The organism is Geobacter sp. AOG1, from assembly GCF_019972315.1.
In the GTDB taxonomy this organism is placed as follows: Bacteria; Desulfobacterota; Desulfuromonadia; order Geobacterales; family Geobacteraceae; genus Geomobilimonas.
This window is the reverse complement of sequence record NZ_BLIZ01000001.1, coordinates 1,298,006-1,318,690: the sequence shown is the minus strand read 5'-3', so window position 1 is coordinate 1,318,690 and position 20,685 is coordinate 1,298,006. Positions and strand designations below refer to the sequence as shown.

The 20,685-nt window shown below is 60.4% G+C and carries 19 protein-coding genes; 10 read left to right on the top strand and 9 right to left on the bottom strand.

Annotated elements, in window-relative coordinates:
* The first annotated feature begins 27 nt into the window (after positions 1-27).
* Both LDN04_RS06020 and LDN04_RS06015 read left to right on the top strand, forming a co-directional pair.
* Positions 28-360: a DUF3147 family protein gene (locus LDN04_RS06020; protein ID WP_223907652.1), complete on the top strand. Its 333-nt coding sequence runs from the start codon at positions 28-30 to the stop codon at positions 358-360.
* Positions 357-1,247, top strand: coding sequence for a C40 family peptidase (locus tag LDN04_RS06015; RefSeq protein WP_223907649.1), 891 nt, complete (start codon positions 357-359; stop codon positions 1,245-1,247). Before LDN04_RS06020 ends, LDN04_RS06015 begins: the two co-directional genes overlap by 4 nt.
* Positions 1,248-1,250: 3 nt before the next feature.
* Here LDN04_RS06015 and LDN04_RS06010 read toward each other — a convergent pair whose 3' ends face one another.
* Positions 1,251-2,048, bottom strand: coding sequence for a hypothetical protein (locus tag LDN04_RS06010; RefSeq protein WP_223907646.1), 798 nt, complete (start codon positions 2,046-2,048; stop codon positions 1,251-1,253).
* Between the two features lie 103 nt (positions 2,049-2,151).
* A complete protein-coding gene (gene merA, locus LDN04_RS06005) occupies positions 2,152-3,558 on the bottom strand; it encodes a mercury(II) reductase (protein WP_223907643.1) in 1,407 nt (468 codons plus the stop codon).
* Between the two features lie 65 nt (positions 3,559-3,623).
* On the opposite strand from merA, the gene tkt reads away from it, so the two are divergent.
* The 3 genes from tkt (at position 3,624) to LDN04_RS05990 (ending at position 6,831) form a co-directional block, all read left to right on the top strand.
* Positions 3,624-5,651, top strand: a complete 2,028-nt coding sequence (tkt, locus tag LDN04_RS06000) for a transketolase (protein ID WP_223907641.1) — start codon at positions 3,624-3,626, stop codon at positions 5,649-5,651.
* A gap of 72 nt (positions 5,652-5,723) precedes the next feature.
* Complete coding sequence (locus LDN04_RS05995; protein WP_223907638.1) at positions 5,724-6,437, top strand: Crp/Fnr family transcriptional regulator; 714 nt, start codon at positions 5,724-5,726, stop codon at positions 6,435-6,437.
* A 145-nt stretch (positions 6,438-6,582) separates the two neighbouring features.
* The gene (locus LDN04_RS05990; RefSeq protein WP_223907635.1) at positions 6,583-6,831 is read left to right on the top strand and encodes a hypothetical protein; all 249 of its coding nucleotides are present in this window, start codon (positions 6,583-6,585) and stop codon (positions 6,829-6,831) included.
* A 79-nt stretch (positions 6,832-6,910) separates the two neighbouring features.
* Here LDN04_RS05990 and LDN04_RS05985 read toward each other — a convergent pair whose 3' ends face one another.
* From LDN04_RS05985 to pcnB, 7 genes are all read right to left on the bottom strand, one after another.
* On the bottom strand, positions 6,911-7,984 hold the full coding sequence (locus LDN04_RS05985; RefSeq protein ID WP_223907632.1) for a zinc-ribbon domain-containing protein: 1,074 nt from the start codon (positions 7,982-7,984) through the stop codon (positions 6,911-6,913).
* Between the two features lie 84 nt (positions 7,985-8,068).
* The gene (locus tag LDN04_RS05980; protein WP_223907628.1) at positions 8,069-8,248 is read right to left on the bottom strand and encodes an SAP domain-containing protein; all 180 of its coding nucleotides are present in this window, start codon (positions 8,246-8,248) and stop codon (positions 8,069-8,071) included.
* A 150-nt stretch (positions 8,249-8,398) separates the two neighbouring features.
* Complete coding sequence (locus LDN04_RS05975) at positions 8,399-9,553, bottom strand: diguanylate cyclase (protein ID WP_223907625.1); 1,155 nt, start codon at positions 9,551-9,553, stop codon at positions 8,399-8,401.
* Between the two features lie 119 nt (positions 9,554-9,672).
* Positions 9,673-10,872: an HD-GYP domain-containing protein gene (locus LDN04_RS05970; protein ID WP_223907622.1), complete on the bottom strand. Its 1,200-nt coding sequence runs from the start codon at positions 10,870-10,872 to the stop codon at positions 9,673-9,675.
* Complete coding sequence (locus tag LDN04_RS05965) at positions 10,869-13,049, bottom strand: HEAT repeat domain-containing protein (protein ID WP_223907619.1); 2,181 nt, start codon at positions 13,047-13,049, stop codon at positions 10,869-10,871. Before LDN04_RS05965 ends, LDN04_RS05970 begins: the two co-directional genes overlap by 4 nt.
* Positions 13,050-13,286: 237 nt before the next feature.
* Entirely contained in the window at positions 13,287-14,210 is a 924-nt protein-coding gene (locus LDN04_RS05960) for a PLP-dependent cysteine synthase family protein (RefSeq protein WP_223907617.1), read from the bottom strand.
* A gap of 23 nt (positions 14,211-14,233) precedes the next feature.
* On the bottom strand, positions 14,234-15,619 hold the full coding sequence (pcnB, locus tag LDN04_RS05955; protein WP_223907614.1) for a polynucleotide adenylyltransferase PcnB: 1,386 nt from the start codon (positions 15,617-15,619) through the stop codon (positions 14,234-14,236).
* A 104-nt stretch (positions 15,620-15,723) separates the two neighbouring features.
* Here pcnB and LDN04_RS05950 point away from each other — a divergent pair, with 104 nt between their 5' ends.
* From LDN04_RS05950 to LDN04_RS05930, 5 genes are all read left to right on the top strand, one after another.
* Positions 15,724-16,146 (top strand): hypothetical protein, encoded by a 423-nt coding sequence (locus LDN04_RS05950; protein WP_223907611.1) that lies wholly within the window; start codon positions 15,724-15,726, stop codon positions 16,144-16,146.
* Between the two features lie 88 nt (positions 16,147-16,234).
* A complete protein-coding gene (locus LDN04_RS05945; protein ID WP_223907608.1) occupies positions 16,235-16,585 on the top strand; it encodes a nitrous oxide-stimulated promoter family protein in 351 nt (116 codons plus the stop codon).
* Between the two features lie 154 nt (positions 16,586-16,739).
* Positions 16,740-17,477 (top strand): ATP-binding protein, encoded by a 738-nt coding sequence (locus LDN04_RS05940; protein WP_223907605.1) that lies wholly within the window; start codon positions 16,740-16,742, stop codon positions 17,475-17,477.
* Positions 17,478-17,645: 168 nt separating this feature from the next.
* Positions 17,646-18,248 (top strand): peroxiredoxin, encoded by a 603-nt coding sequence (locus LDN04_RS05935; protein WP_223907595.1) that lies wholly within the window; start codon positions 17,646-17,648, stop codon positions 18,246-18,248.
* 69 nt (positions 18,249-18,317) lie between these two features.
* Complete coding sequence (locus tag LDN04_RS05930; protein ID WP_223907592.1) at positions 18,318-20,549, top strand: DNA polymerase domain-containing protein; 2,232 nt, start codon at positions 18,318-18,320, stop codon at positions 20,547-20,549.
* The last annotated feature ends 136 nt before the right edge of the window (positions 20,550-20,685 follow it).

Below are 20,685 nucleotides of genomic sequence, written 5' to 3'. Positions count from 1 at the left end.
AAATCCCCGCACCACGCAGAGGCCCCCATGCCCTTTCTCTTCAAACTCATCGTCACCAACGCCGTCATCATCGGCTGTGCCCAGCTCGGCAAACGGCTCCCCTCAACGAGCGGCCTCATCGCCACCATGCCGCTCACCTCGCTGCTGGTGCTCCTCTGGCTTGCTGCCGACAATCCCGGCGATTACCGGCTCTTAACCGCCTATACCCGCGGCGTTCTCTGGGGGATCATTCCCACCATTCTTTTCTTCATGGCGGTCTGGCTCTGCTTTCGCCGTCAGACAACCCTTCCTCTCGCCCTCTCCGCCGGTTTCGGCGTCTGGCTGACGGGGGCGCTCGTCCACCAGTGGTTGGTGAAATGAAACTGCGGACATTCTTCATTCTCCTTATTGTCCTTCCCCTGCCCGTTCTCGCAGGAGAACCCAGTCCCCGCTACGTCGTCGCCCGGCAACCGACGCCGGTCCTCAATACCCCCGCGTTCGCCTCTGTCTTCGGCGGGAAAGACGGCGCCACCCTGAAACTCGACCGCTGCGGCCAGATCCGGGAACTGGAGTTCATCGCCCTCCCCGGCACCCCCTTCCGGATCGAAGCGGTAGTCCCCCAGGGGACGGCCACCATCTACCGGGTAACGAGCAGCGATTATCCCTATCCATCCACTGCCGGTTATTACATCGACAGCCGCTTCGTTTCGACCAGCCTGGAGCCGCCACCGGAACGGACGCGCCAATTGCCACGGCAAGGGGAAATCGCTGCCCGGCTGCTGGCCGCCCGTGGAAAGGGCTACGTCTGGGGGGGAAACGTCAGCGGAGGGGTACCGGAAATGTGGGAGCTGTACCCACCGACGCCCGGTGTGCCGCATTCCGCACGGCTTGACCAGCAGTGGGAACTCGCCGGACTGGACTGCTCCGGCCTCCTCTACGAGGCGACCGACGGCTTCACCCCCCGCAACACCAGCGCCCTGGTCAATTATGGCAGGGGCATTCCAATCGCCGGACTCACCCCCGGCGAGATTGTACAGAAGGTGGAACCCCTCGACCTCATCGTCTGGGGGGGACATGTGCAGATCGTGCTGGACCGGGAGCGGCTCATTGAAAGCCGGCTGGAGTGCGGCGGCAAAGGGGGAGTTACGGTGAGGCCGCTTCGGGAGGCGATTACCGACCTCGTACGGCACCGGAAGCCGCTCGATGATTACGGCACCGGCAAGGGGAAGGGGTTCGTCCTTCGCCGCTGGTATCCGGCGGAACGGTAGGACCTACCCATGTCCGCGCCGCTTCAGTTCGTCCGTGACCAGCTTTTTCTGGGCAGGTGTGAGGCGGCGGGAGGCGATGATCCCCTGGAGATCGGCAACGCCGAAATGGGAGAGGAAGAGGTTGAACCAGACCGCCGGAGTGCGGGGATTCTTGAGGATGGCAAGCTGAAGGTTAGGGCGTCCCTTCCAGCGGGGATGGCGGGCCACCATGGAGATGGTCTCCGCCGTCGACTTCGAGCTGTTGAGAAACTGGAATATCGTAGACTCCTTGAGCCGCGGGTTATCAAGGCAGGGTTCCACGAGCCGCGAATCCCCCTCCCGGAGCAGGGCCTCCACCACGGTCGATGTCCCGCGGCGGGCCAGGGTCAGCTTGTTGCCAAGGGGAGTGGTGGGGAGTCGCTGGACGATGGCACGCTCGGCGGCCAGCTTCTGATCGGGAGTCCCGCCGGCAAGAAAACAGATGTCAACCAGTTCGAACAGGTAGAGGTGGGGAAGGAGCGCAAGAATTATCTGTCCCGGCGTGCCGGGATTGTGCACCATGGCAACCTTCAGTCCATGGCTTTCTGCGACAAACCGGTTTCGGTAGAGGGCCTTGAGGAAATCTTCCGAAAGGTCCCGCCGCTTCAACAAGGCCAGCAGATGGTTCTCGGCCAGGCTGGGATTTCTGACAGCCGCCTGGAGCACTTCCATGGAGGGGTCGAGGAGCACCTCGTACAGCTCATCCTTGCTGGCGGTCAGTGCCCGGTGGAGGCGACGTGACAAATCCGGGTCCAGGCTTGCAAATTTTGCGGGGCCTTCCATGGCAAATCCTCTGCTGTCATCTCAGAAAATCGCTTACGCTCCACCGACGTCGAGTACCAGACGACGGGAAAAATCCAGGTTTATTGCGGATTTCCGGAGGATTTCATTCTGCGCAGCAGGAAAGCATGCTCACATCCCGGTCGAACCCCTGGGCACAGAGCCGCAGTCCTTCCCCCATTGTCGGGTAAACATGCAAGCTGTTTGCCAGATTGGCTACCGTCAACCGGAACTGGACGGCCAGGGCCGCCTCGTTGATGATATCCGCTCCACGGTGGCATGCCAGATGGGCACCCAGTATCCGTCCGGTGGCGGCATCGGCCACCAGCTTGATCACACCGGCCGTCTGCCCGGTGACATGGGCCTTGGGGATGGCGGACACCGGCAGGATGTTGCTCACTACCTCGTAGCCTGCCTCCCGTGCCGTGGTCTCCGTATGGCCGACCAGCCCCACCTCCGGATCGGTGAAGATCGCCATGGGGGTCACGAGATGGTCCATGGTGCAACCACACCCCGGAGTGAACATGTCGTCAACCGCCACTATCCCCTCCCGAGCCCCTGCCGTCGCAATCATCATTCCGCCGATCGCGTCGCCGGCAGCCCAGATACCAGACGCCGAGGTGCGCAGCCGTTCATCGACCCGCACGAACCCCTTCGGGTCAATCTCCACCCCCGCCCGGTCCAAACCGATGTCGGCCGTGGCCGGCGCGGTTCCGACCGCCACAAGGAGCCGCTCGGCGACAAATTCCACCGGCCCACCCCCCTGCTCGCACTGCACGATCGTTGCGCCATTCCGGCGGGTCACTCCGCAGACCGTCACATCCAGCACGATATCCATCCCCTCGCAGCGTAGCGCCTCCTGCACCGCCAGGGCCACGTCACTATCCACCGTCGGCAGAACCCGGTACCCGTGTTCCAGAACCGTCACACGGGTACCGAGGCGCCGGTACATCTGTCCCATTTCCAGGGCGATGACCCCCCCGCCGATGATGACCAGCGATCGGGGGAGTTCCCTGAGGAGGAGGGCGGTCCGGCTGGTGAGGAATCCTCCATCTGTAAGGCCGGGAATGGCGGGAATGCGGGGGTAGCCGCCGGTGGCTATCAGGAATTTCTCCCCCCGGACCTGCTGATCCCCCACCTCCAGCGTCCGGGGGTCGAGGAAACGACCGGTCCCCCTGAGAAGGGTCAATCCCGGTACATTCTTAAGGACATCCAGGTAGCGGGTCTGGCGGAGGTGCCCGACCACCAGCTCCTTGTGGTCCGTAAGCCGGGCGAAATCCACCCCTTCCTCCCGGAGGCCGAGTCCGACCCTTGCCCCGAGACGGCCATCCTGGTAGAATTGTGCGGCGTGGATGAGGGTCTTGCTCGGAATGCATCCCCAGTTGACACAAGTCCCCCCCAGCACGCTCTTTTCAATCATGAGCACACGGGCGCCATGGGACTGGGCCCGGAGCGCCGCAGCAAATGCGGTGGAGCCGGAGCCGAGGATTACCAGGTCCTGTTTGTCAGCCATTGGTCTGCCTCCTGTTTCCAGTGTACCGTAACCGCACCGTCTTCGCACCATGAAAGGGAAAACCCATGGAACATGCCACGTTGACCGACCGTGAGGCCCGTCTGGGCGCAGATACCCTGCGCATGCTGGCGGTGGACGGGGTAGAGCAGGCCAATTCGGGGCACCCTGGCCTCCCCATGGGAGCCGCCGACTACGCCTTCCCCCTCTGGCACAACCGGCTCCGCTTCAACCCGGCAGATCCGGCCTGGCCCGACCGGGACCGTTTCATTCTCTCGGCTGGGCACGGCTCCATGCTCCTCTATGGCCTCCTTCACCTGTTCGGCTACGATCTTCCCCTGACAGAGTTAGAGAGATTCCGCCAGTGGGGGAGCAGGACGCCCGGGCATCCAGAGTACGGCGTAACACCGGGGGTGGAGGTTACCACCGGCCCGCTGGGACAGGGATTTGCCAACGGTGTGGGGATGGCCCTGGCAACACGGATGGCGGCCGACCGCTTCAACGACGACCTCTTTTCCCCCATCGCCCACCGGGTCTACGCCCTGGTGAGCGACGGCGACCTGATGGAGGGGATCAGCCAGGAGGCGGCTTCCCTGGCCGGTCATCTGAAGCTGGGAAACCTTATTTACATCTACGACGACAACCGGATCACCATCGAGGGGAGTACCGACCTCGCCTTTTCCGAGGATGTGGCGGGGCGGTTCACGGCCTGCGGCTGGCATGTCCAGAAAATAGACGGCCACGATTTTGCCCGGATCGACGCCGCCCTTGCCGCAGCCCAGGAGGAAGAAGAGCGGCCATCACTCATCATTGCCCGCACCCATATCGCCCAAGGGAGCCCCGGCAAACATGATTCATCGTCCGCCCACGGTTCCCCCCTCGGAGCGGAGGAGGTGGCCGCCACCCGCCATAACCTGAACTGGCCGGCCGAGCCTTTTCATGTCCCGACAGAGGTGAGGGATATCTGTGCACGGCGGCGCGAAACGCTTGAAGAGGAATACGGAAGATGGCAGGACGGTTTCAGGAAGTGGCGGCGGCGCAATCCGGAACGGGCCAGGCTCTGGGACGGCATGTGGCGGCAAAAGCAGCCGGCTGACCTCGTGCAGCGACTCCTGGCCGCCGTCGGCGATGCGGACGGCGCCACCCGTGCCCTCTCCGGCAAGGTCATCCAGGCAGCGGCAGCGGCTTTCCCGGCACTGGTCGGAGGCTCCGCCGACCTGGAACCTTCCACCAACAGCTGGATAAAGGGTTCGCAGGGAATCGCCGCCGGCACCTACGATGGCCGCAACATCCATTTCGGGGTACGGGAACACGCCATGGCCGCCATGATGAACGGCATGGCCCGCTATGGTTGCTTCATCCCCTTCGGCGCCACTTTCCTCGTCTTTTCCGACTATTGCCGTCCGGCCATCCGACTCGCCGCCCTCATGGAACAGCAGACGATCTACCTCTTCACCCACGACTCCCTCTTCGTCGGCGAGGACGGCCCGACTCACCAGCCGGTGGAACAACTCTCCGCACTTCGCCTCATTCCTAACCTGGCCGTGTTCCGGCCAGCCGACGGCGTGGAGACGGCCCTGGCCTGGACCGCGGCGCTACGCCGCTCCACCGGCCCGTCTGCCCTCATACTGACCCGTCAGAAACTCCCCTCCCTTGCGAGGGAGCCGGCTTTTACCCCGGATATGGTCCTGCGGGGAGGATACGTGCTGGAGGCGGGGGGAAAGCAGCCAGACGTAATCCTCCTCGCCAGCGGCTCGGAAGTCTCCCTGGCAGTGACAGCAGCTGCCTCCCTGCGGGAGCAGCAGATTGCCGTCCGTGTTGTCTCAGTCCCCTCGCTGGAGACTTTTCAGAACCAGCCGGCCAGCTACCTCCGCAAGATCATCCCTCCACGGGTACCCCGTGTGGCCGTGGAGGCAGGACGGGGAGAACTCTGGTGGCGCCTGCTGGGAGTGCGCGGCCTGTTCATCGGTGTGGAAAATTTCGGTGCCTCGGCTCCGGCGGAGGTCCTTGCAGAGAAGTACGGGTTGACCCCCAGCCAGGTTGCTGAGCGGGTTATACAGCATCTTCGGACCAGAAGGAAACTGTTCATTGCATAAAACCGTCGGTTAAGGTTATTCTTGCGCATTGAGTCTTGGACACCAGCTAAAATTCACGGGGGAGAATCCTGCATGGACAACAAGGAAAGCCTGAAAAAATCCCTTCTCTTCTCCGGCCTGGACGACGGGCACCTGGCAGAAGTAGCGGCCATCGTCTCTCGCCGGAGCTTCGCCAAGGGGGAAACCCTCTTTGCGGAAGGGGATACGGCCAACGGTTTCTATCTCCTCGTCTCCGGCAGCATGAAACTCTGCAAGGTTTCCCCCGACGGCAAGGAAAAGGTCCTCCACTTCGTGCACCCCGGCGAGACCTTTGCCGAGGCGGCCTTCTTTGGCGATGGCCGCTATCCCGCCGAGGCCCGGGCGCTGGAAAAGGGAGAGGCGCTTTTTTTCCCCCGGGAAGCGTTCATGGGTCTCCTGGAACGCAATCCCCGCTTTTCCCTCAACCTGATCGTTTCCCTGTCGCTCCTCCTTCGCCGCTTCGCCCGCCAGATCGAGGAACTCTCCTTCGCCGAGGTCCCTGCCCGCCTGGCCACCTACCTGATCGAGCTGGCCGAACGGAAATCGACCACCTTCCAGGGGAAGACCTATCTCGACCTGGACATGAAAAAGGGGGAGTTGGCATCCCGTCTCGGTACGGTCAGCGAAACGCTTTCCCGGACCTTCAGGAAGCTGAAGGAGGAAGGGATTATCGACGTTGAGGGGAGCAGGGTGCTGATTCACAGCATGGACCGGCTGAACGGACTGGCCGGCAGACCGCATACCGCAAATGGGGCAAGGGTGGGATGATTTAAGGACGCCGTTCACCGGTCAGCAAGTCACACGCCTAAAATTGTCCTTTATATACAGCTTATTACAAATATCAAGCAAACTGGCACGCTCCCTGCTAAATGTAAATCAGCAGCACCAATTAACCAACAAAGAGAGGTCCACCATGAAAAAAGTTCTGTCCGCCATCGTTACCGCCCTCGTAGCAATTTCCTTCGCCGGCCTGGTCTGCGCCGCCGAACCCGCTCCGGCTGCTCCGGCTGCCCAGCCTGCTCTCCCCGCCGGCCACCCGCCGATCAAGAAGGAAGAGAAAAAAGCTGTCAAAAAGGCCAAAAAAGCCAAGAAGGCCGTGAAGAAAGCTGCCGACAAGCCCGCCGAGGCCCCGGCTGCTCCGACCGCACCGGCTGCGAAGTAATTCAGGTCGCACCAGTAAAAAAAGGCCGCATCCTCCCCGGATGCGGCCTTTTTTGTCATGCAACCGGCAGAAGGAACATTCAGTGCACGGCAAAATGTCTAAGCAGAGCCATGCCGAGCAGCCCGAATAATGCCAGGTGGCCGAGCACCCCCACCCCCAATGGGATGTTTTTGTCCTTGCCCGTCGTCGCCACCTCAACCTCCCCCCGTATCTCCCGAAGTTCCGCGTAGATGAGGTAGTGATAGATCATGCTGAATGGTATGAACAGGAGCGACAGGAACGAACCTGCAATCGGTATCATTCCTGCGGCCACTGAAATGAGCCACAGCACAAATACCCGGAAGAACACGTCGAGCCAACGCCCCCTCACGTACTCCTTGCTTTTGAGGAGCGCCGCCATCCCCCGGTCCCCCTCGACTACCAGAACGAACTGTCCGAAAAAAAACCAGATGTAGAAGATGACTCCCGGCACTATGAAGAGAAGGAAGCCGCCAACAATGATGAAACCGGAAAGGGAATAGAGCCAGATGAATGAGCCGAGCCGCTCCCACCCCTTCACTAGTGAATCACGTATCCCCAGGGTCTCGTCAGCCACGGCGAAGACCAGAGCAGCGGCTCCCCAGTAGGCAGCGCACAGGCCGATGACCCCGCCGGTAAAACCCCCGCCAATCAGCAGGGGAACTCGCCCCTCCGGCATAACCAGGGAGATGAGAAAGCCGGCGCCGAGGAACAGGCCGACCGGAACGAGTACACAGGCAATGATGATCAGGTAGAGAACGAGAAGTATCCCGATCCGGTTCTTGAACACCTCCCACGATTTGCCAAAGAGGTCGCCAAGGCCCGAGAGTTCCCGTCGGGGAGGTAATTTTCTGCCGTTCCCTCCCGAAGCCCCTTGGTCGGTGCCGGTGGGGTACGGAGAAGAAATGGGTGGGGGTGAGGAAGTGCCGGCGCCAGAAGACGCAAGCGGTTCTGGTGGCGGAGGAGTTAGCAAGGGAGGCGGGTCGGTCACGGCTGCAACCGGCGCATCAGTTTCGAGAGGGAATGATTCCTTGCAGCGGGGGCAGGTTACCCGGACCGCTCCTTCCGGAACAACCCCTACCGCTACCTCTTTAGAAAAGCCGCAGTGGGAACAGGTAATGGTGACGGTTGCCATGCAGTCTTACCTCGCGGGAAAGTTTCGCTCGACTTTACCACACTGGTCAGGCTTGGCAACCAGTTTCTCCGCACAAGGTCCTGCCTAGCGGCAGTCCTCCCGCCAGAGACAGACATTCTGGCCGCACTGGTCCGCCGTTCCGCTCTCGAAACAGGCAGGGTTCCCTTCCGCGGCCTGGATCGCCCTGACGAGGTCCGCTTTCTTCATCTTACCTGCTTTTATCCCCTGTTTCCGGGCGATCTCCTTGATCTCATCGAGCTTCATTTCCTCCCTCCTTCCTCGGTAAATGTTTGTCCCTTACCGTCACGGCACAAACAGGTTGTCAGGAGTATACTACTATGATTAAATTTTTCAAACATTATTCTGTTATTGCGCCGAACCCGGCGCTGTCCCGGAAATGACGGTTCATCCCCGTCACCCTTCTTCCACCCTGTTTCGCCCCCCCTGTTTGGCCCGATAAAGCGCCATATCCGCCCTTTTCATGAGAGTCTCGCTTCCCCTGTCACCCGGTTTGGAGAGAGCAAAGCCGGCACTGAGGGTGATGGTGACGTCTTTCTCTCCATCCCCCATCGGTTCCTGGCTGACCGTGGTCCGCAACCGCTCCGCGAGATGCAACGCTTCTTCGGCATTCGTGCCAGGGGAGATGACGAGGAACTCCTCGCCACCAATCCGTCCGATGGTGTCATAACGACGTGTTGCCTCCTGCAGACGCTTGGCCACACGCTTGAGGACGAGATCGCCAAAGGGGTGGCCATGGGTATCGTTGATTCGCTTGAAATGGTCGATGTCAAGGATGATGAGACAAAGGGTTTCCTGCAGCCTGCCAGCCCGCTCGAATTCCTCTTCGAGCCGCTTCATGATGTGCCGCCGGTTCTTGAGCCCGGTCAGTTCGTCGGTGGAAGCGAGCTTCTTGAGCCGCTTCTGCACTTCATCGAGCTTGATGACAAGCCGCCAGGTGAGAATGTAGATGAGCGTCACCAGGAGACCGATGGTCAGTACCGCAGCGACAACAATAAGTATTTTGTTCGCGCGGGCTTCCCGGACAAGGGTGGTCATGGGGATGGAGATACTTATCGCACCGATGACGTCACCAACCTTGTAACCCTGGGTGGTATGGCACTCAAGGCAGCTCTGCTCCACAAAGAGCGGCTTCAGGTAACGAAATGAAGGATTATCCCCTTTTTGCTGAAAATGCGATTCACGCTCCCCCCGGGCAAACTGGTCGAACGCCGCCGTTTCCAGCTTGTCCGGCACGTTGGCCGGGTCGATGGGCTTGAGACTGACGATGCGGAACCTCACCCCGTCCTGCTTTTCGCTGCGGTGGGATATCTCCTCAATCATGATGGCGTGGTTGCGGATGGTGAATGTTCGCCCCCCCGCCACCTTCACATCGGGGTTCACGCCGAGTTGCCGGAGATAGGCATTGGAATCGACCCCGCGACGCTTTTCTACGTAGACACCGCCGTAGTCGTAGTTCCACATCTTGGTATGCATGATCAGATCGGCATAGGTTGCCGCCTGCTCCCGAACCCGTTCGTACATGAGGGTGTTGGTACGGGTATAGAGCACCGCGAAGATACCGGCGACGATGAAGGCGACGAGCGCGCCGAGAGTGATAACGAACAGCTTGACATGCTCGAAGTAATTGAACGGCTTGGGCCAGAGACGGAGTGTGAGGGGAAAAAGCTTCAGCGCGGTGCTCCTTCCTGTCGCGACGGATTGGCAGGGTTGGTCTGGGCACCCGTTAGCCGGCGCAGGACCTTGAGAAAATTCCTGGTCAGGAGCGGATGGAGTTCGTTCCCCGCCTGTCCCAGCATGATGTCGGAAATTTCGTCGTATTCGAGGGCTCCTCGATAGGCCCGATTGCTGCGCAGGGCATCGAAGCAGTCGGATACCGTCGTCATCTGGCTGCAAAGGTTCTGCCGCCACCCGGGAGTGACGGCGGGATAGCCGGTACCATTGAATCTCATATGGTGCTCGAAAGCGGTCACCACCGCAAGCCGCGGCACACCAGGGGTATCGAGCAGGTATTGAGCCCCCTTGAGAGGGTGCTCCCGGACCAGTTTCCACTCATCGTCTTCCAGCTGGCCCGCCTTTTTGAGGATTTCTTCGGGGATGAACAGCTTGCCAATATCGTGAAGCATGGCCGCTATCCCTATGTCGTGCAAGAGCGGTCCGTCGATGCCGAGCGCCATGGCCTGCCCCAGGTTGAGAATGCAGACATTGGTTGAATGGGTAAAGGTATATTCATCCAGTGCCCGCAACGGCGCCAGAGCCAGGAACGGATTCCCCACCTGCTGGAACGCATCCACGAAGCCGGCCACGATCTCGGAAATACCGACCACATGGAGCTTCCGATGCCGGCGCACCCCCTGGTAGATATCCATGAAGCGGGCCACCTCTTCGGCGGGGATCTCCTCCAGAGAAGGGACAGGGCGTTCGCCGACCTCGTCCCACGTTGTCGCGCTGTCGGCGAAGGGACTTGCGGTAAGAACTTCAAGACGCCCGAACCGGACGTGATCGGTGGAGCGGACTCCCCCGCCAGCCCCCATCTGCCTGGAAAGGCAGCCGACCAGAAGCTTCAATTCCTGATGGGTGACCCCCCGAAGCAACCGGAGATGACCGACGCCACGGCTTTTCAGGGCACGGGAAAAACGGTTGACATACATGTTGCTGTCGAGCGGGGAGTCGGCAAAGACCAGTTCTTCATCGACGAGGAGCAGCGCTACCTCCTCTCCATCACCCATGGCCCCCAGTAGATCGGACAGGGCCGTCTCGCAGAGACGCGCTACCTGCTGGTGCTCCAGATTATAGAGAGAGGCATTGGATACCGCCGTCATCAGATGACGGATGCAGCTTTGCAGGTTTGTACGCCGGTCGCCGCTCATGCGCCCCTCACTGACAACTGTTGCCGTACATCTGACGCCGCCTTGGCGAGTTCCTGGTTGTCCCCCCGGCACAACTCGTCGAGCAGGTAGCTAACCCAGGCCGGAGGGTAATGCGCCAGGGAATGCACTATCTTCACCTTGAGAAGGGCATGCTTCTGCGGATGGAGAAGATTCCGGGAACGGAGCAGTGTCACCAGTTCCGGTAGCGCGTCCACATTCCCCATCTCCCCGAGGGTCTTCACCACGGCACTCTTGAGCCCAAACTCGTAATCGGCAATGCCTCCCTTCGCCAGAAACGCCAGGAGCATGGTTACAACCTGCGGGTTGCGACTCTGTGCCGCCAACTGAACCCCCATCAGTCGCTGCTCACGATCTTTGCCGGTCAGATAGCGGTGCAGAAGCCGATCGGACTCAGGGTCCTGATAATGGAGGAGGGTCTTGAGCAGTTCCTGGCGAACCTTCGGATGGGGATGGGAGAGGAGGAGCTTTATATGGCGCACCACCGTAGGGTCATCAAGGTCGCGGAGAAGCACAAGGAGATTACGGACGAAATACCAGCGGCTGTCACGCAGCCTGGCCAGGGCGGCATCCCGCGCGATTGCTCCCATCTTCTGCAGACAGTCCATGTAAAAATGGCGCAGGGACATGCGTTGTTCCTGCGCCAAGGCATCCAGAAGTGGCCCCGCAAAGGGGGCGCCAACCCGCAGAATTAGTCGTTGAATCTCGCCATACTTGGCCTTACCCCAGAAAACAAGCCCCTGCACCACCTCCGCCACGAATTCGGGCCGGGCGAACACCGCCAGCACTTCACCAAAGAGCCCTGCCGTCCTCATCTCCATGGCAGGATGTATACTCTCCAGGCGGTCGTACATGGTAGCAAGTGAAGCGAAATCCCCCATTTCGAGGAAATAGCCACTGAGATCGAGGAGATTTCGTTGCAGCACGTGCGTCGGGCAATCATCGGGGAGTTCTTTGAGGATCTCCAGGATAACCGCATTTACCTCTGTCTCCACGCAGTGGTTGGTAAGGGTCTCCTTCAACTCCGCAATTTCATCCTCTTCCAGGGCGGATACCCCTTCGATGGCCACGATGGTGCGAAGCTTTTCCTGGTAAGCCGCGGGAAGAAAGTGGTCGCCGTTGTCCTCACGGAAGATCATCGCCAGATCGTCCCGCAGCTCCCGTTCGGTCGGTTGCTGCAGCTTCGCTACCTGGCTCTTCGCCTCCCCCAGCGGTGCATGCGCCGCCAGTTTCTTTACCAGATCCAGGACGACCGGCGAAAGGGAAGAGTTGGAGACACTGATGTCTTCCAGGGCGTCCAGAATGACCTCCGGCGGAAAGCGTTTCACCAGCTCCTCGGCCATCTCCTGTCGTGCCGGGAGGGAAGAGAAGGCACTGAGGAGAAACTGACGGCGCACCTCCGGATTGAGCTGGTTGATGCAGGCCGCCAGCTTGTCGATGGTCTCACTGCCCCCCCCCCTGGCACGCTGCCGGTCCATGTTCCGCAGGAAATCGGTGACCGCCTGTTCGTAGCTGGCCATACTCTTGGCCGGGGTCAACGCAAGCTGCCGATTCAGGGCCTGGGCCATCATTTCCGGCGTGATCGCATCCCACTCGGCAGCCCGTTCCCCCCAAGGGGCAAGAGTCCCCTCGAGCAGGCCGTGGATGAACTGTTCCCAGAGTTCAACTGTCTCCCGCTCCGGTTGCGTCAGCACCACTTCGTCGGTGGCATGGAAAGAGCTGTAGTCAATTGCCTGAACCTGCAGATGGGTGATGCCAGCGGCGGCGACCACTGCCTCTATCCCACCCCGCCCCCGGACTTCTTCCTTTTTCAGACAGAGTATTTCATTGAAACGCTGCAGCTCCTCCGGAGGCAGGTCGCCACTGAAGCTTATGGAGGCAATGCCATGGCCGAAGAGTGCCCGCGCCAAATCGCGGTACAAGGGGTTATTCCTGTCAAGAAAACCCTCACCGATTATAAGGGTGTCACGAGCGATGCCAATGGTAAGAACGGGTTGAACTTCGAGGAGTCGTTGCAGCAGCCGCAGGACCTTGCCGGCAGATGCCACGATGATAGGGTGGTTGGAGGGATAGGCGGTAACATGGCGGCGTGAGATATTCAGCTCGCAGATAAAATCCGACAGCAGTCTGGTATCCAACCCAAGTTCAGATTTTTCCATGACATCGGTGGACACGCGAGCCCCTGTCTCCATGACAGCGCCTTACCTGCGCACGCACGGTGCTGGCTTGATTTATAGGTGAATGCCATGGCAAAGAGCGGTGGCCACGGCAAGAAGCGCAAGAGAAGGAGGAAAAGAGATGGGCCGCATCCCGGCGGTTCCGTCGTGCCATCATTTTAGTATAGATGATGACACTTTACAAGCATCGATGCGGACGAAGGAAGGGGCTGATGGTGGCTAGGGGGGGCAGCAGCCGCAGACCGAGCGGAACAGGGTGGTGCTGAGATAGCGGTCGCCGCGGTCGGGAAGAATGGTCACGATGGTGCCGCTGTCGAGGTTTTTTGCGGCCTCGATGGCTCCGGCCACGGCAGCGCCGCTCGACATGCCGACGAACAGCCCTTCTCGCCGGGCCAGTTCCCGGGCCATGGCAAAAGCCTCCTCGTCAACGACGGTGCATTTCCCGTGAAGGGCCGATGGCTGATAGATTTCCGGCACGATCGCCTCTTCCATGTTCTTCAGCCCCTGAATGGCGTGTCCCAAAGGTGGCTCCACACCGATCACTCTGACCCGCGGGTTGTGCCGGCGAAAGTACTCCGCCACCCCCATGAGAGTGCCGGTGGTTCCCATCCCCGCTACGAACAGGTCGATCTCGCCGCCGGTCTGCCGCTGGATCTCGGGACCGGTCGTCTCCACATGGGCCAGGACGTTGCAGGGGTTGGCGTACTGGTTGGGCATGTAGTAGCGGTTCGGCTCAGCGGCGAGAATGCGATGCGCCATCCGGATCGCTCCGTCCGTTGCCTCTCCGGCGGGAGAAAGCACCACTTCGGCTCCGTAGGCTTCCAGGACACTGCGCCGCTCCTGGCTCACGCAGGCAGGCATCACCAGCTTGACCCGGTATCCCTTGGACGTGCCGAGCATCGCCAGGGCGATCCCCGTATTGCCGGAGGTCGGCTCCAGGATTATCTTCCCATGGGAAAGCGCCCCGTTCTCCTCGGCCCTGGTCAGCATATAAAGGGCCGGCCGGTCCTTGATGGACCCGCCGGGGTTGTTCCCCTCCAGCTTGGCCAGGATACGAACCCGCGGGTTCGGCGAGAAGGAAGTCAATTCGATGAGCGGCGTGTTGCCGATGGCTGCGGCGAGGCTGAACGGTTTGTGGTTCATGGGGGCTCCCGGACGGAAAAAGGTTATCGTGGTGCCGGCGCACTGGTACGTGGCTTACGCCGCCTTCGCCGGCGGCGTTTTCCGGCCGGTGGTGCACCTTCGTGTGTGGCAGTGTCAACGGAGGGACGGTCGACGACATTCTCGCGGCTGTAACGGTCCCACCAGCTCCAGATATCCTGACCCCCGTTACCCATCTCCGCCTGCAGGCGGAGATATGCCAACGCAGTAGGAAAACCGGGACGGCCGAGAAACGACTGGGGGCGCTTTCCCGGCATTTTGCCGAACCGTTGCTGGCTGGAGAGGATATCGCGGACTTGCATCCCTACCCGGTTCGGGACAAGAACCGTCGGCGCCAGCTCGCCAAGCCACTCGGCAACCGCCTGGTTCAGTGCCTCCTGGGGAGGAGTACCTCCCTGCCGAAACGCAGCCGCCGATTCTTCCAGATACTCGCCGAACATCAGTGCCAGGAAAAGCGGCGGCACCACGGTCTCCCCCTGCTGAACCAAAGCATCAACGCGGTCAAGGGCTTGGCTCACCCGGGTATGGGGAAAACCGTCCGTCTCCGTGTCAAGCCAGACATTGAAGCGGGGGAACAGAGGTGCGAACAGGCCGGTCCGGCGCAGCATCTGGTAACTCTTCTCCCCCTCCCCGAGCAGAAACAGCTTGAGCATCTCCTCGAACAGACGGGGTGGGGTGGCCCGGTTGATGGTAGGCGCCAGATCCAGGATTGCCTGCCAGGTATCCTGTTCCACATCAAGGCCAAGCATGGCGGCAAAGCGAACCGCCCGCAGCATCCGCACCGGGTCCTCGGTGAAGCGTACCAAAGGGTCACCGATGGTCCGGATAACGCCGGCTTCCAGGTCTGCCATCCCGCCGGCATAGTCGATAAGGGAGAAATCGGCAATATTGTAGAAAAGGGCATTGACCGTGAAATCGCGGCGCAGGGCATCTTCCCGGGGGTTGCCGAAGACATTGTCCCGCAGCACCATCCCCTCGTCGCTCTTGAGGTGGCGCGGCGACCTGGGCGCAGGCTCGGCGTCGGAAGAAGGGGATGACTTCTCTCCTGCCTCGGCTTTCTCTGCCGCGTCATCCTCAGCCTGCAGGGCGCGGAAGGTAGCGACCTCGATCAGTTCGTCCTGAAAATGGATGTGGGCGAGCCGGAAGCGACGGCCGACGAGGCGACAGTTGCGGAACAGCCGCTTGAGCTGGCCCGGCGTCGCGTCGGTCACCACGTCGAAATCCTTCGGTTCGCGCCCCAAAAGAAGGTCACGTACGCACCCCCCCACCAGGTAGGCGATAAATCCTTGGTCCCGCAGACGATACAGGACCCGCAGGGCATTGGGGCTCACCATGCTGCGGGAAATGGGGTGGGCTGACCGGGGAATGACTAGGGGCGTTATGGTTTCCATAGGAGCCTCATTACTACCACAGACGGTAGAGAAATGCAAAGAACCGTAGGTGATAACATCCATTCCTGCTATACTCTATCGTAATTTCCCCTTACGAGGTGCGGATGTTCGGCTGGTTCAAAAAAAAGGACGATCCCCCGCTGGTCTTTCCCGACAACCGGGCGGCCTTCGACTATGCAATCTCCCATATGGATTACCCGCTTTTGCTCGGGGCGGTCATACCCGCACTCGTCGAGGAAGAAGGAAAGGCTGGCGCAGAGGGTGAACGCTATTACCTGCTCCGGCTGGCGACCAGGGGAGGCGATCGGACAGTATGGGGCTGCACACTCAAGGAGGGAACCGATTTCCCGAATATCGGAGACCTTGTCGGTTTCCGCATCGTCACCATCGCCTCAGACCTCCCTGCCAACATGAACCTCATCGGCTACATCGCCTGCCAGTTCGCGCCGGTGCTGGTGAAGGAGAAGGGATGGCGCATCGCACGGAATCTCACTCCGGCAGGCATCAAGCCGGAACTCCATATGTGACGGTACGGTAATCTCCCCACTGCGACAAACGGCGCTTTTTTGACCTGCGTCATGGGGAATCCCCCTTGATTCAGCTACGCTCACTCCCATGGAACAATTCACTCCCGATCAGAAAAAAGACCTGAAGGTACTCGTCGACTTCGTGCGGATTTTTTGTGCGGCAAGACACGAAGGACAGTCAGCATTCCACATCCCGACCGAACTTTCAGGGATGTTTCGCACGGGAGTCGCACTCTGTCCCGACTGCGCGGCGCTCCTCGACTATTCCCTTCTCAAGCGCCGCAACTGCCCCCTCGACCCGAAACCGTCCTGCAAGCACTGCCGCATCCACTGTTACAGTAAGGAACACCGCACACAGATCCGCCAGATCATGGCCTTCTCCGGGCGGAGGATGATTATGAGGGGGAGGCTTGACTACCTCTGGCACTACTTTTTTTAGGAAACGGGCCTTTTCCGCAATCTCTGCGTAAGTCTTCGGGGCGGCTTGTGCGGCGTAGCGCTGCTACGCCTCCGCGCCACCCCTCGACAGCCTTGATCTTGCGAAAAAATCTCGTTTCCGCGACAACGGTTATCCAACAAGAAAGGAAGCATACATGATCAGAAAAATCGTCCAGATCGATGCGGAGAAGTGCAACGGCTGCGGGGAGTGCGTCCCAGCCTGCGCCGAAGGGGCCATCCGGATCGTGAACGGCAAAGCGGTTCTTTCCGCCGACAACCTCTGCGACGGGCTCGGTGCCTGCCTGGGAGAGTGTCCCCAGGACGCCATCCACATCATCGAGCGGGACGCGGATGAGTTCGACGAACAGGCGGTGGCCCACCACCTGGCACAGGCCCTTCCCGAGTCCGGCCACGCCGCCCCGCAGCCTGCTCAGCAGCATACTCCCCACGGCGGCTGCCCCGGCTCCCGGGCCATGACCCTGGCGCCACCCATTTCGCCGGCAAACCCTGCAGAGACGGCAAGCCAGACGAGCCAGCTCGGCCAGTGGCCAGTCCAACTCCATCTGGTTCCGACCTCCGCCCCCTATTTCCAGAACGCCGACCTCCTCATCGCCGCGGACTGTGTACCCTTCGCCTACGCCGATTTCCATCGGGATTTCCTGGCAGGCAAGGCGTTGGTAATCGGCTGTCCCAAACTTGACGACAACAACTTTTATGAAGAAAAGCTTGCCGAACTGTTTCGGGTCTCCAGCATCAAGAGCATCACTGTCCTCCGGATGGAAGTCCCCTGCTGCGGAGGTATCGTCATGGCTGCACGGCGAGCTCTGTCGGCGAGCGGCAAGGATATTCCGTTCAAGGAAGTCACCATCGGCATCCGTGGTGAGGTGAAGTAGGGGCGATCCTCGCGATCGCCCTCTTCGGGAATCAGAGAATTTCACTCGCAAAGAGGTGCACAAGACAAAAAGGACTTTTTTTATCTTTTTACATTGACAACCGTTCGTGGGGCTGTTAAGGTTTCTCCACATCACATTAATTCCCCCTGAGAAAGGAGTTTCACCCCCATGAGCGTTTGTACCCTCGTAACCCAGGAAGCCCCCGATTTTATAGCCGATGCGGTGATGCCGGACAATACCTTCGGCCAGATCCAGCTCTCCAGCTTTCGCGGCAAATACACGGTCCTCTTCTTCTACCCCCTGGATTTCACCTTCGTCTGCCCGTCGGAGATACTCGCCTTCAATCAGCGACTTGCCGACTTCAAGGCAAAGAACTGCGAAGTGATCGGCGTTTCCGTCGACTCCAAGTTTACCCACCTGGCCTGGAAGAACACCCCTGTGGAGAACGGCGGCATCGGCGACATCCAGTATCCATTGGTGGCCGACATCAAGAAAGAGATCGCCAGGGCCTACGGCATCCTCTTCGGAGACGCAGTTGCCCTTCGGGGGCTGTTTCTCATCGACACCAAGGGAATCGTCCGGCACGCCGTCATCAATGACCTGCCACTGGGAAGGAGTGTCAATGAGGCCCTGCGGATGGTTGATGCCCTCCAGTTCGTGGAAACCCACGGCGATCAGGTCTGTCCCGCCAACTGGCAGGAAGGCCAGGAGGCGATGAAACCGACGGCGGCAGGGGTGGCAGACTACCTGGCCAAGCACGCCAAGAAGTGATTACTGCCGGAATGGCAAACGGCGCGGCTTTGGCCGCGTCGTTTTTTGTGCAGAAAGAGTATGGTTGCCATGGACGCACCCCGTTTCGAGGAGAGCACCCTTCTGTTCGGCCGGGACCGGTCGGAGCGGATCGTGGCAGCCGAACTGGCCGGCCGCTTCATCCGCCTCTTCTACCGCACACCTGACGGCGTATATTTCCACGATGACCCTTTCCATCCCTTCATCATCCTGACCAATGCCCACCTTCTGTCGGGCTTTCCCCGCCCAACGACCATCAGAACGCTGGCCGGCAGCGGCGAATTTCGTCACCTGGCCCTCTTCAACGACTGGCGCACCTGCCTGGATGCCCGGGATTACCTGGTTCGGACCACCAGCAAAACGCCGTCGGCCGCTGCCGCCCCTTACCTCTTTTTTTCGGACCCAATCCACCAGCACCTGCTCCTGACCGGCAAGACCCTCTTCAAGCAGATCGAGTTCCCGGAGATCAGGCGGCTGGCCCTCGATATCGAGACCTGGTGCGCGCCGGGGTTCGAATTTTCCAACCCCCTGCGGGAAGAGGACCGGATCATTTCCGTCGCGGTGCTCGACAGTGAGGGGTACGAAGAGGTGCTGTCCGGCCACAACCTGGACGAACCTGCCATGCTGGAGCGTCTAAACCGGATACTGCAGGAACGGGACCCGGACGTCATCGAGGGGCACAACATCTTTCGCTTCGACCTGGAGTACCTCCGCATCCGGGCCGCCCGTCACGGCATCAGGCTCGCCTGGGGGAGAGACGGCAGCGAACCGCGGGTTCACCCCTCCCGCTTCACCGTCGCCGAACGGATCGTCGATTACCCCCGCTGGAACGTCTACGGCCGGCATATCATCGACACTTACTTCCTCCTCCTCGTCTATGACGTGGGGAACAGGGACCTGGAGAGCTATGGGCTCAAGGCGGCAGCCCGCCATTTCGGGCTGGCCCGCCCCAACCGGGTCTACCTGGAAGGGTCGGCTATCGCACGCACTTTCCTTGAAGACCCCCAGGCTCTGGCGGATTACAACCTGGACGATGTCCGCGAGACCCTTGCCCTGTCTCGCCTTTTGTCCTACCCCTACTTCCTGCAGACCCGCATGTTCCCTTACTCTTACCAGAACTGCCCTATCCGCGGTAACGCCACAAAGATCAACGCCCTCTTCCTGCGCGAGTACCTGCACCGGGAAACGGCCATTCCCCGCCCTTCGGGTGATGGCGAACTAGAGGGGGGTTACAACAATCTGTTCGTCACCGGTGTGGTGGGACCGGTTGCCCACTGCGATGTGGCATCTCTTTACCCGTCCATACTCCTTGCCTATCGGTTGCAGCCTGACCGGGAGCGTCTCGGTCTGTTCCTCCCCCTTCTCGACGAATTGCGGACCTTCCGGCTCCGGGCAAAGAAGATGGCTCGTGAAACCCCCGATCCCCACCTGCGGGACTATTACCAGGCGCTCCAGCAGGCCTTCAAGGTACTCATCAACTCCTTCTATGGCTACCTCGGTACCACTATCCACAATTTTGCCGACATGGCGCTGGCTGCCGAGGTGACCCTGCGCGGCCGGGAAATCATCCAGCGGATGCTTGACTGGCTGGCAGCACAGGGCGCCAGGCCGGTTGAAGTCGACACCGACGGCATCTATTTCATCCCTCCCGCCGGGGTGACGGCCCTGGGAAAAGCAGCAGAACTGATCGGGGAGCTTTCAACAACACTCCCCGCCGGCATCGATGTGGAAATGGACGGCTGGTACCGTGCAATGTTCTCCTACAAGATGAAAAACTATGCCCTGCTCGACGACGCAGGAAGGATGACCATCAAGGGGAGCGGCCTGAAATCGCGGGGGACCGAGAAGTATCTGCGGGATTTCACCTCCGAAGTGGTACGGCTCCTCCTGCATGGTGAGGGAGATCGCATCGATGCGGTTTACCAGGAATACCTGCAGAGGCTGCGCGACCACGCCATCCCCATCGATCGGCTGGAAAAAACCGAAACGCTCAACGAATCCCCTGCCAGCTATCAGCAGAAAGTGCAGCAAGGAAAGCGGCTCCCTGCGGCAGCCTTTGAACTTGCCCTCCAGTCAGAGCGTGACTACCAGGCCGGAGACCAGATCAGTTACTACGTCACCGGACACGCGAAAGGAGTGGCCGCCTACGAAAACTGCCGCCCCGTCGGCAGCTACGATCCGACCAAGCCCGACGAAAACGTTGAATACTACAAGAAAAAACTGCGCCTCCTCCACCGGAAGTTCATCCCTTTCCTCCCCGCCGAAAAATCACTGTTCGAGTGATAACAGTATCAGGCGTGCACACGTGCCTGAGCGCACTATCGCTGGGACTTCTGTACACGGGAAGTCCTCCCTGCAGGAAAGACGAGGAAAAGCCGCTATAAAATTGGAAGAATGATGCCTCTGCACTGACACAAGC

Bases quoted from the DNA above. Each gene is read 5' to 3' on its own strand.
- LDN04_RS06020 (WP_223907652.1), top strand. From the start codon at position 28: ATGCCCTTTCTCTTCAAACTCATCGTCACCAACGCCGTCATCATCGGC.
- LDN04_RS06015 (WP_223907649.1), top strand. From the start codon at position 357: ATGAAACTGCGGACATTCTTCATTCTCCTTATTGTCCTTCCCCTGCCC.
- LDN04_RS06010 (WP_223907646.1), bottom strand. From the start codon at position 2,048: ATGGAAGGCCCCGCAAAATTTGCAAGCCTGGACCCGGATTTGTCACGT.
- merA (WP_223907643.1), bottom strand. From the start codon at position 3,558: ATGGCTGACAAACAGGACCTGGTAATCCTCGGCTCCGGCTCCACCGCA.
- tkt (WP_223907641.1), top strand. From the start codon at position 3,624: ATGGAACATGCCACGTTGACCGACCGTGAGGCCCGTCTGGGCGCAGAT.
- LDN04_RS05995 (WP_223907638.1), top strand. From the start codon at position 5,724: ATGGACAACAAGGAAAGCCTGAAAAAATCCCTTCTCTTCTCCGGCCTG.
- LDN04_RS05990 (WP_223907635.1), top strand. From the start codon at position 6,583: ATGAAAAAAGTTCTGTCCGCCATCGTTACCGCCCTCGTAGCAATTTCC.
- LDN04_RS05985 (WP_223907632.1), bottom strand. From the start codon at position 7,984: ATGGCAACCGTCACCATTACCTGTTCCCACTGCGGCTTTTCTAAAGAG.
- LDN04_RS05980 (WP_223907628.1), bottom strand. From the start codon at position 8,248: ATGAAGCTCGATGAGATCAAGGAGATCGCCCGGAAACAGGGGATAAAA.
- LDN04_RS05970 (WP_223907622.1), bottom strand. From the start codon at position 10,872: ATGAGCGGCGACCGGCGTACAAACCTGCAAAGCTGCATCCGTCATCTG.
- LDN04_RS05965 (WP_223907619.1), bottom strand. From the start codon at position 13,049: ATGGAAAAATCTGAACTTGGGTTGGATACCAGACTGCTGTCGGATTTT.
- LDN04_RS05960 (WP_223907617.1), bottom strand. From the start codon at position 14,210: ATGAACCACAAACCGTTCAGCCTCGCCGCAGCCATCGGCAACACGCCG.
- pcnB (WP_223907614.1), bottom strand. From the start codon at position 15,619: ATGGAAACCATAACGCCCCTAGTCATTCCCCGGTCAGCCCACCCCATT.
- LDN04_RS05950 (WP_223907611.1), top strand. From the start codon at position 15,724: ATGTTCGGCTGGTTCAAAAAAAAGGACGATCCCCCGCTGGTCTTTCCC.
- LDN04_RS05945 (WP_223907608.1), top strand. From the start codon at position 16,235: ATGGAACAATTCACTCCCGATCAGAAAAAAGACCTGAAGGTACTCGTC.
- LDN04_RS05940 (WP_223907605.1), top strand. From the start codon at position 16,740: ATGATCAGAAAAATCGTCCAGATCGATGCGGAGAAGTGCAACGGCTGC.
- LDN04_RS05935 (WP_223907595.1), top strand. From the start codon at position 17,646: ATGAGCGTTTGTACCCTCGTAACCCAGGAAGCCCCCGATTTTATAGCC.
- LDN04_RS05930 (WP_223907592.1), top strand. From the start codon at position 18,318: ATGGACGCACCCCGTTTCGAGGAGAGCACCCTTCTGTTCGGCCGGGAC.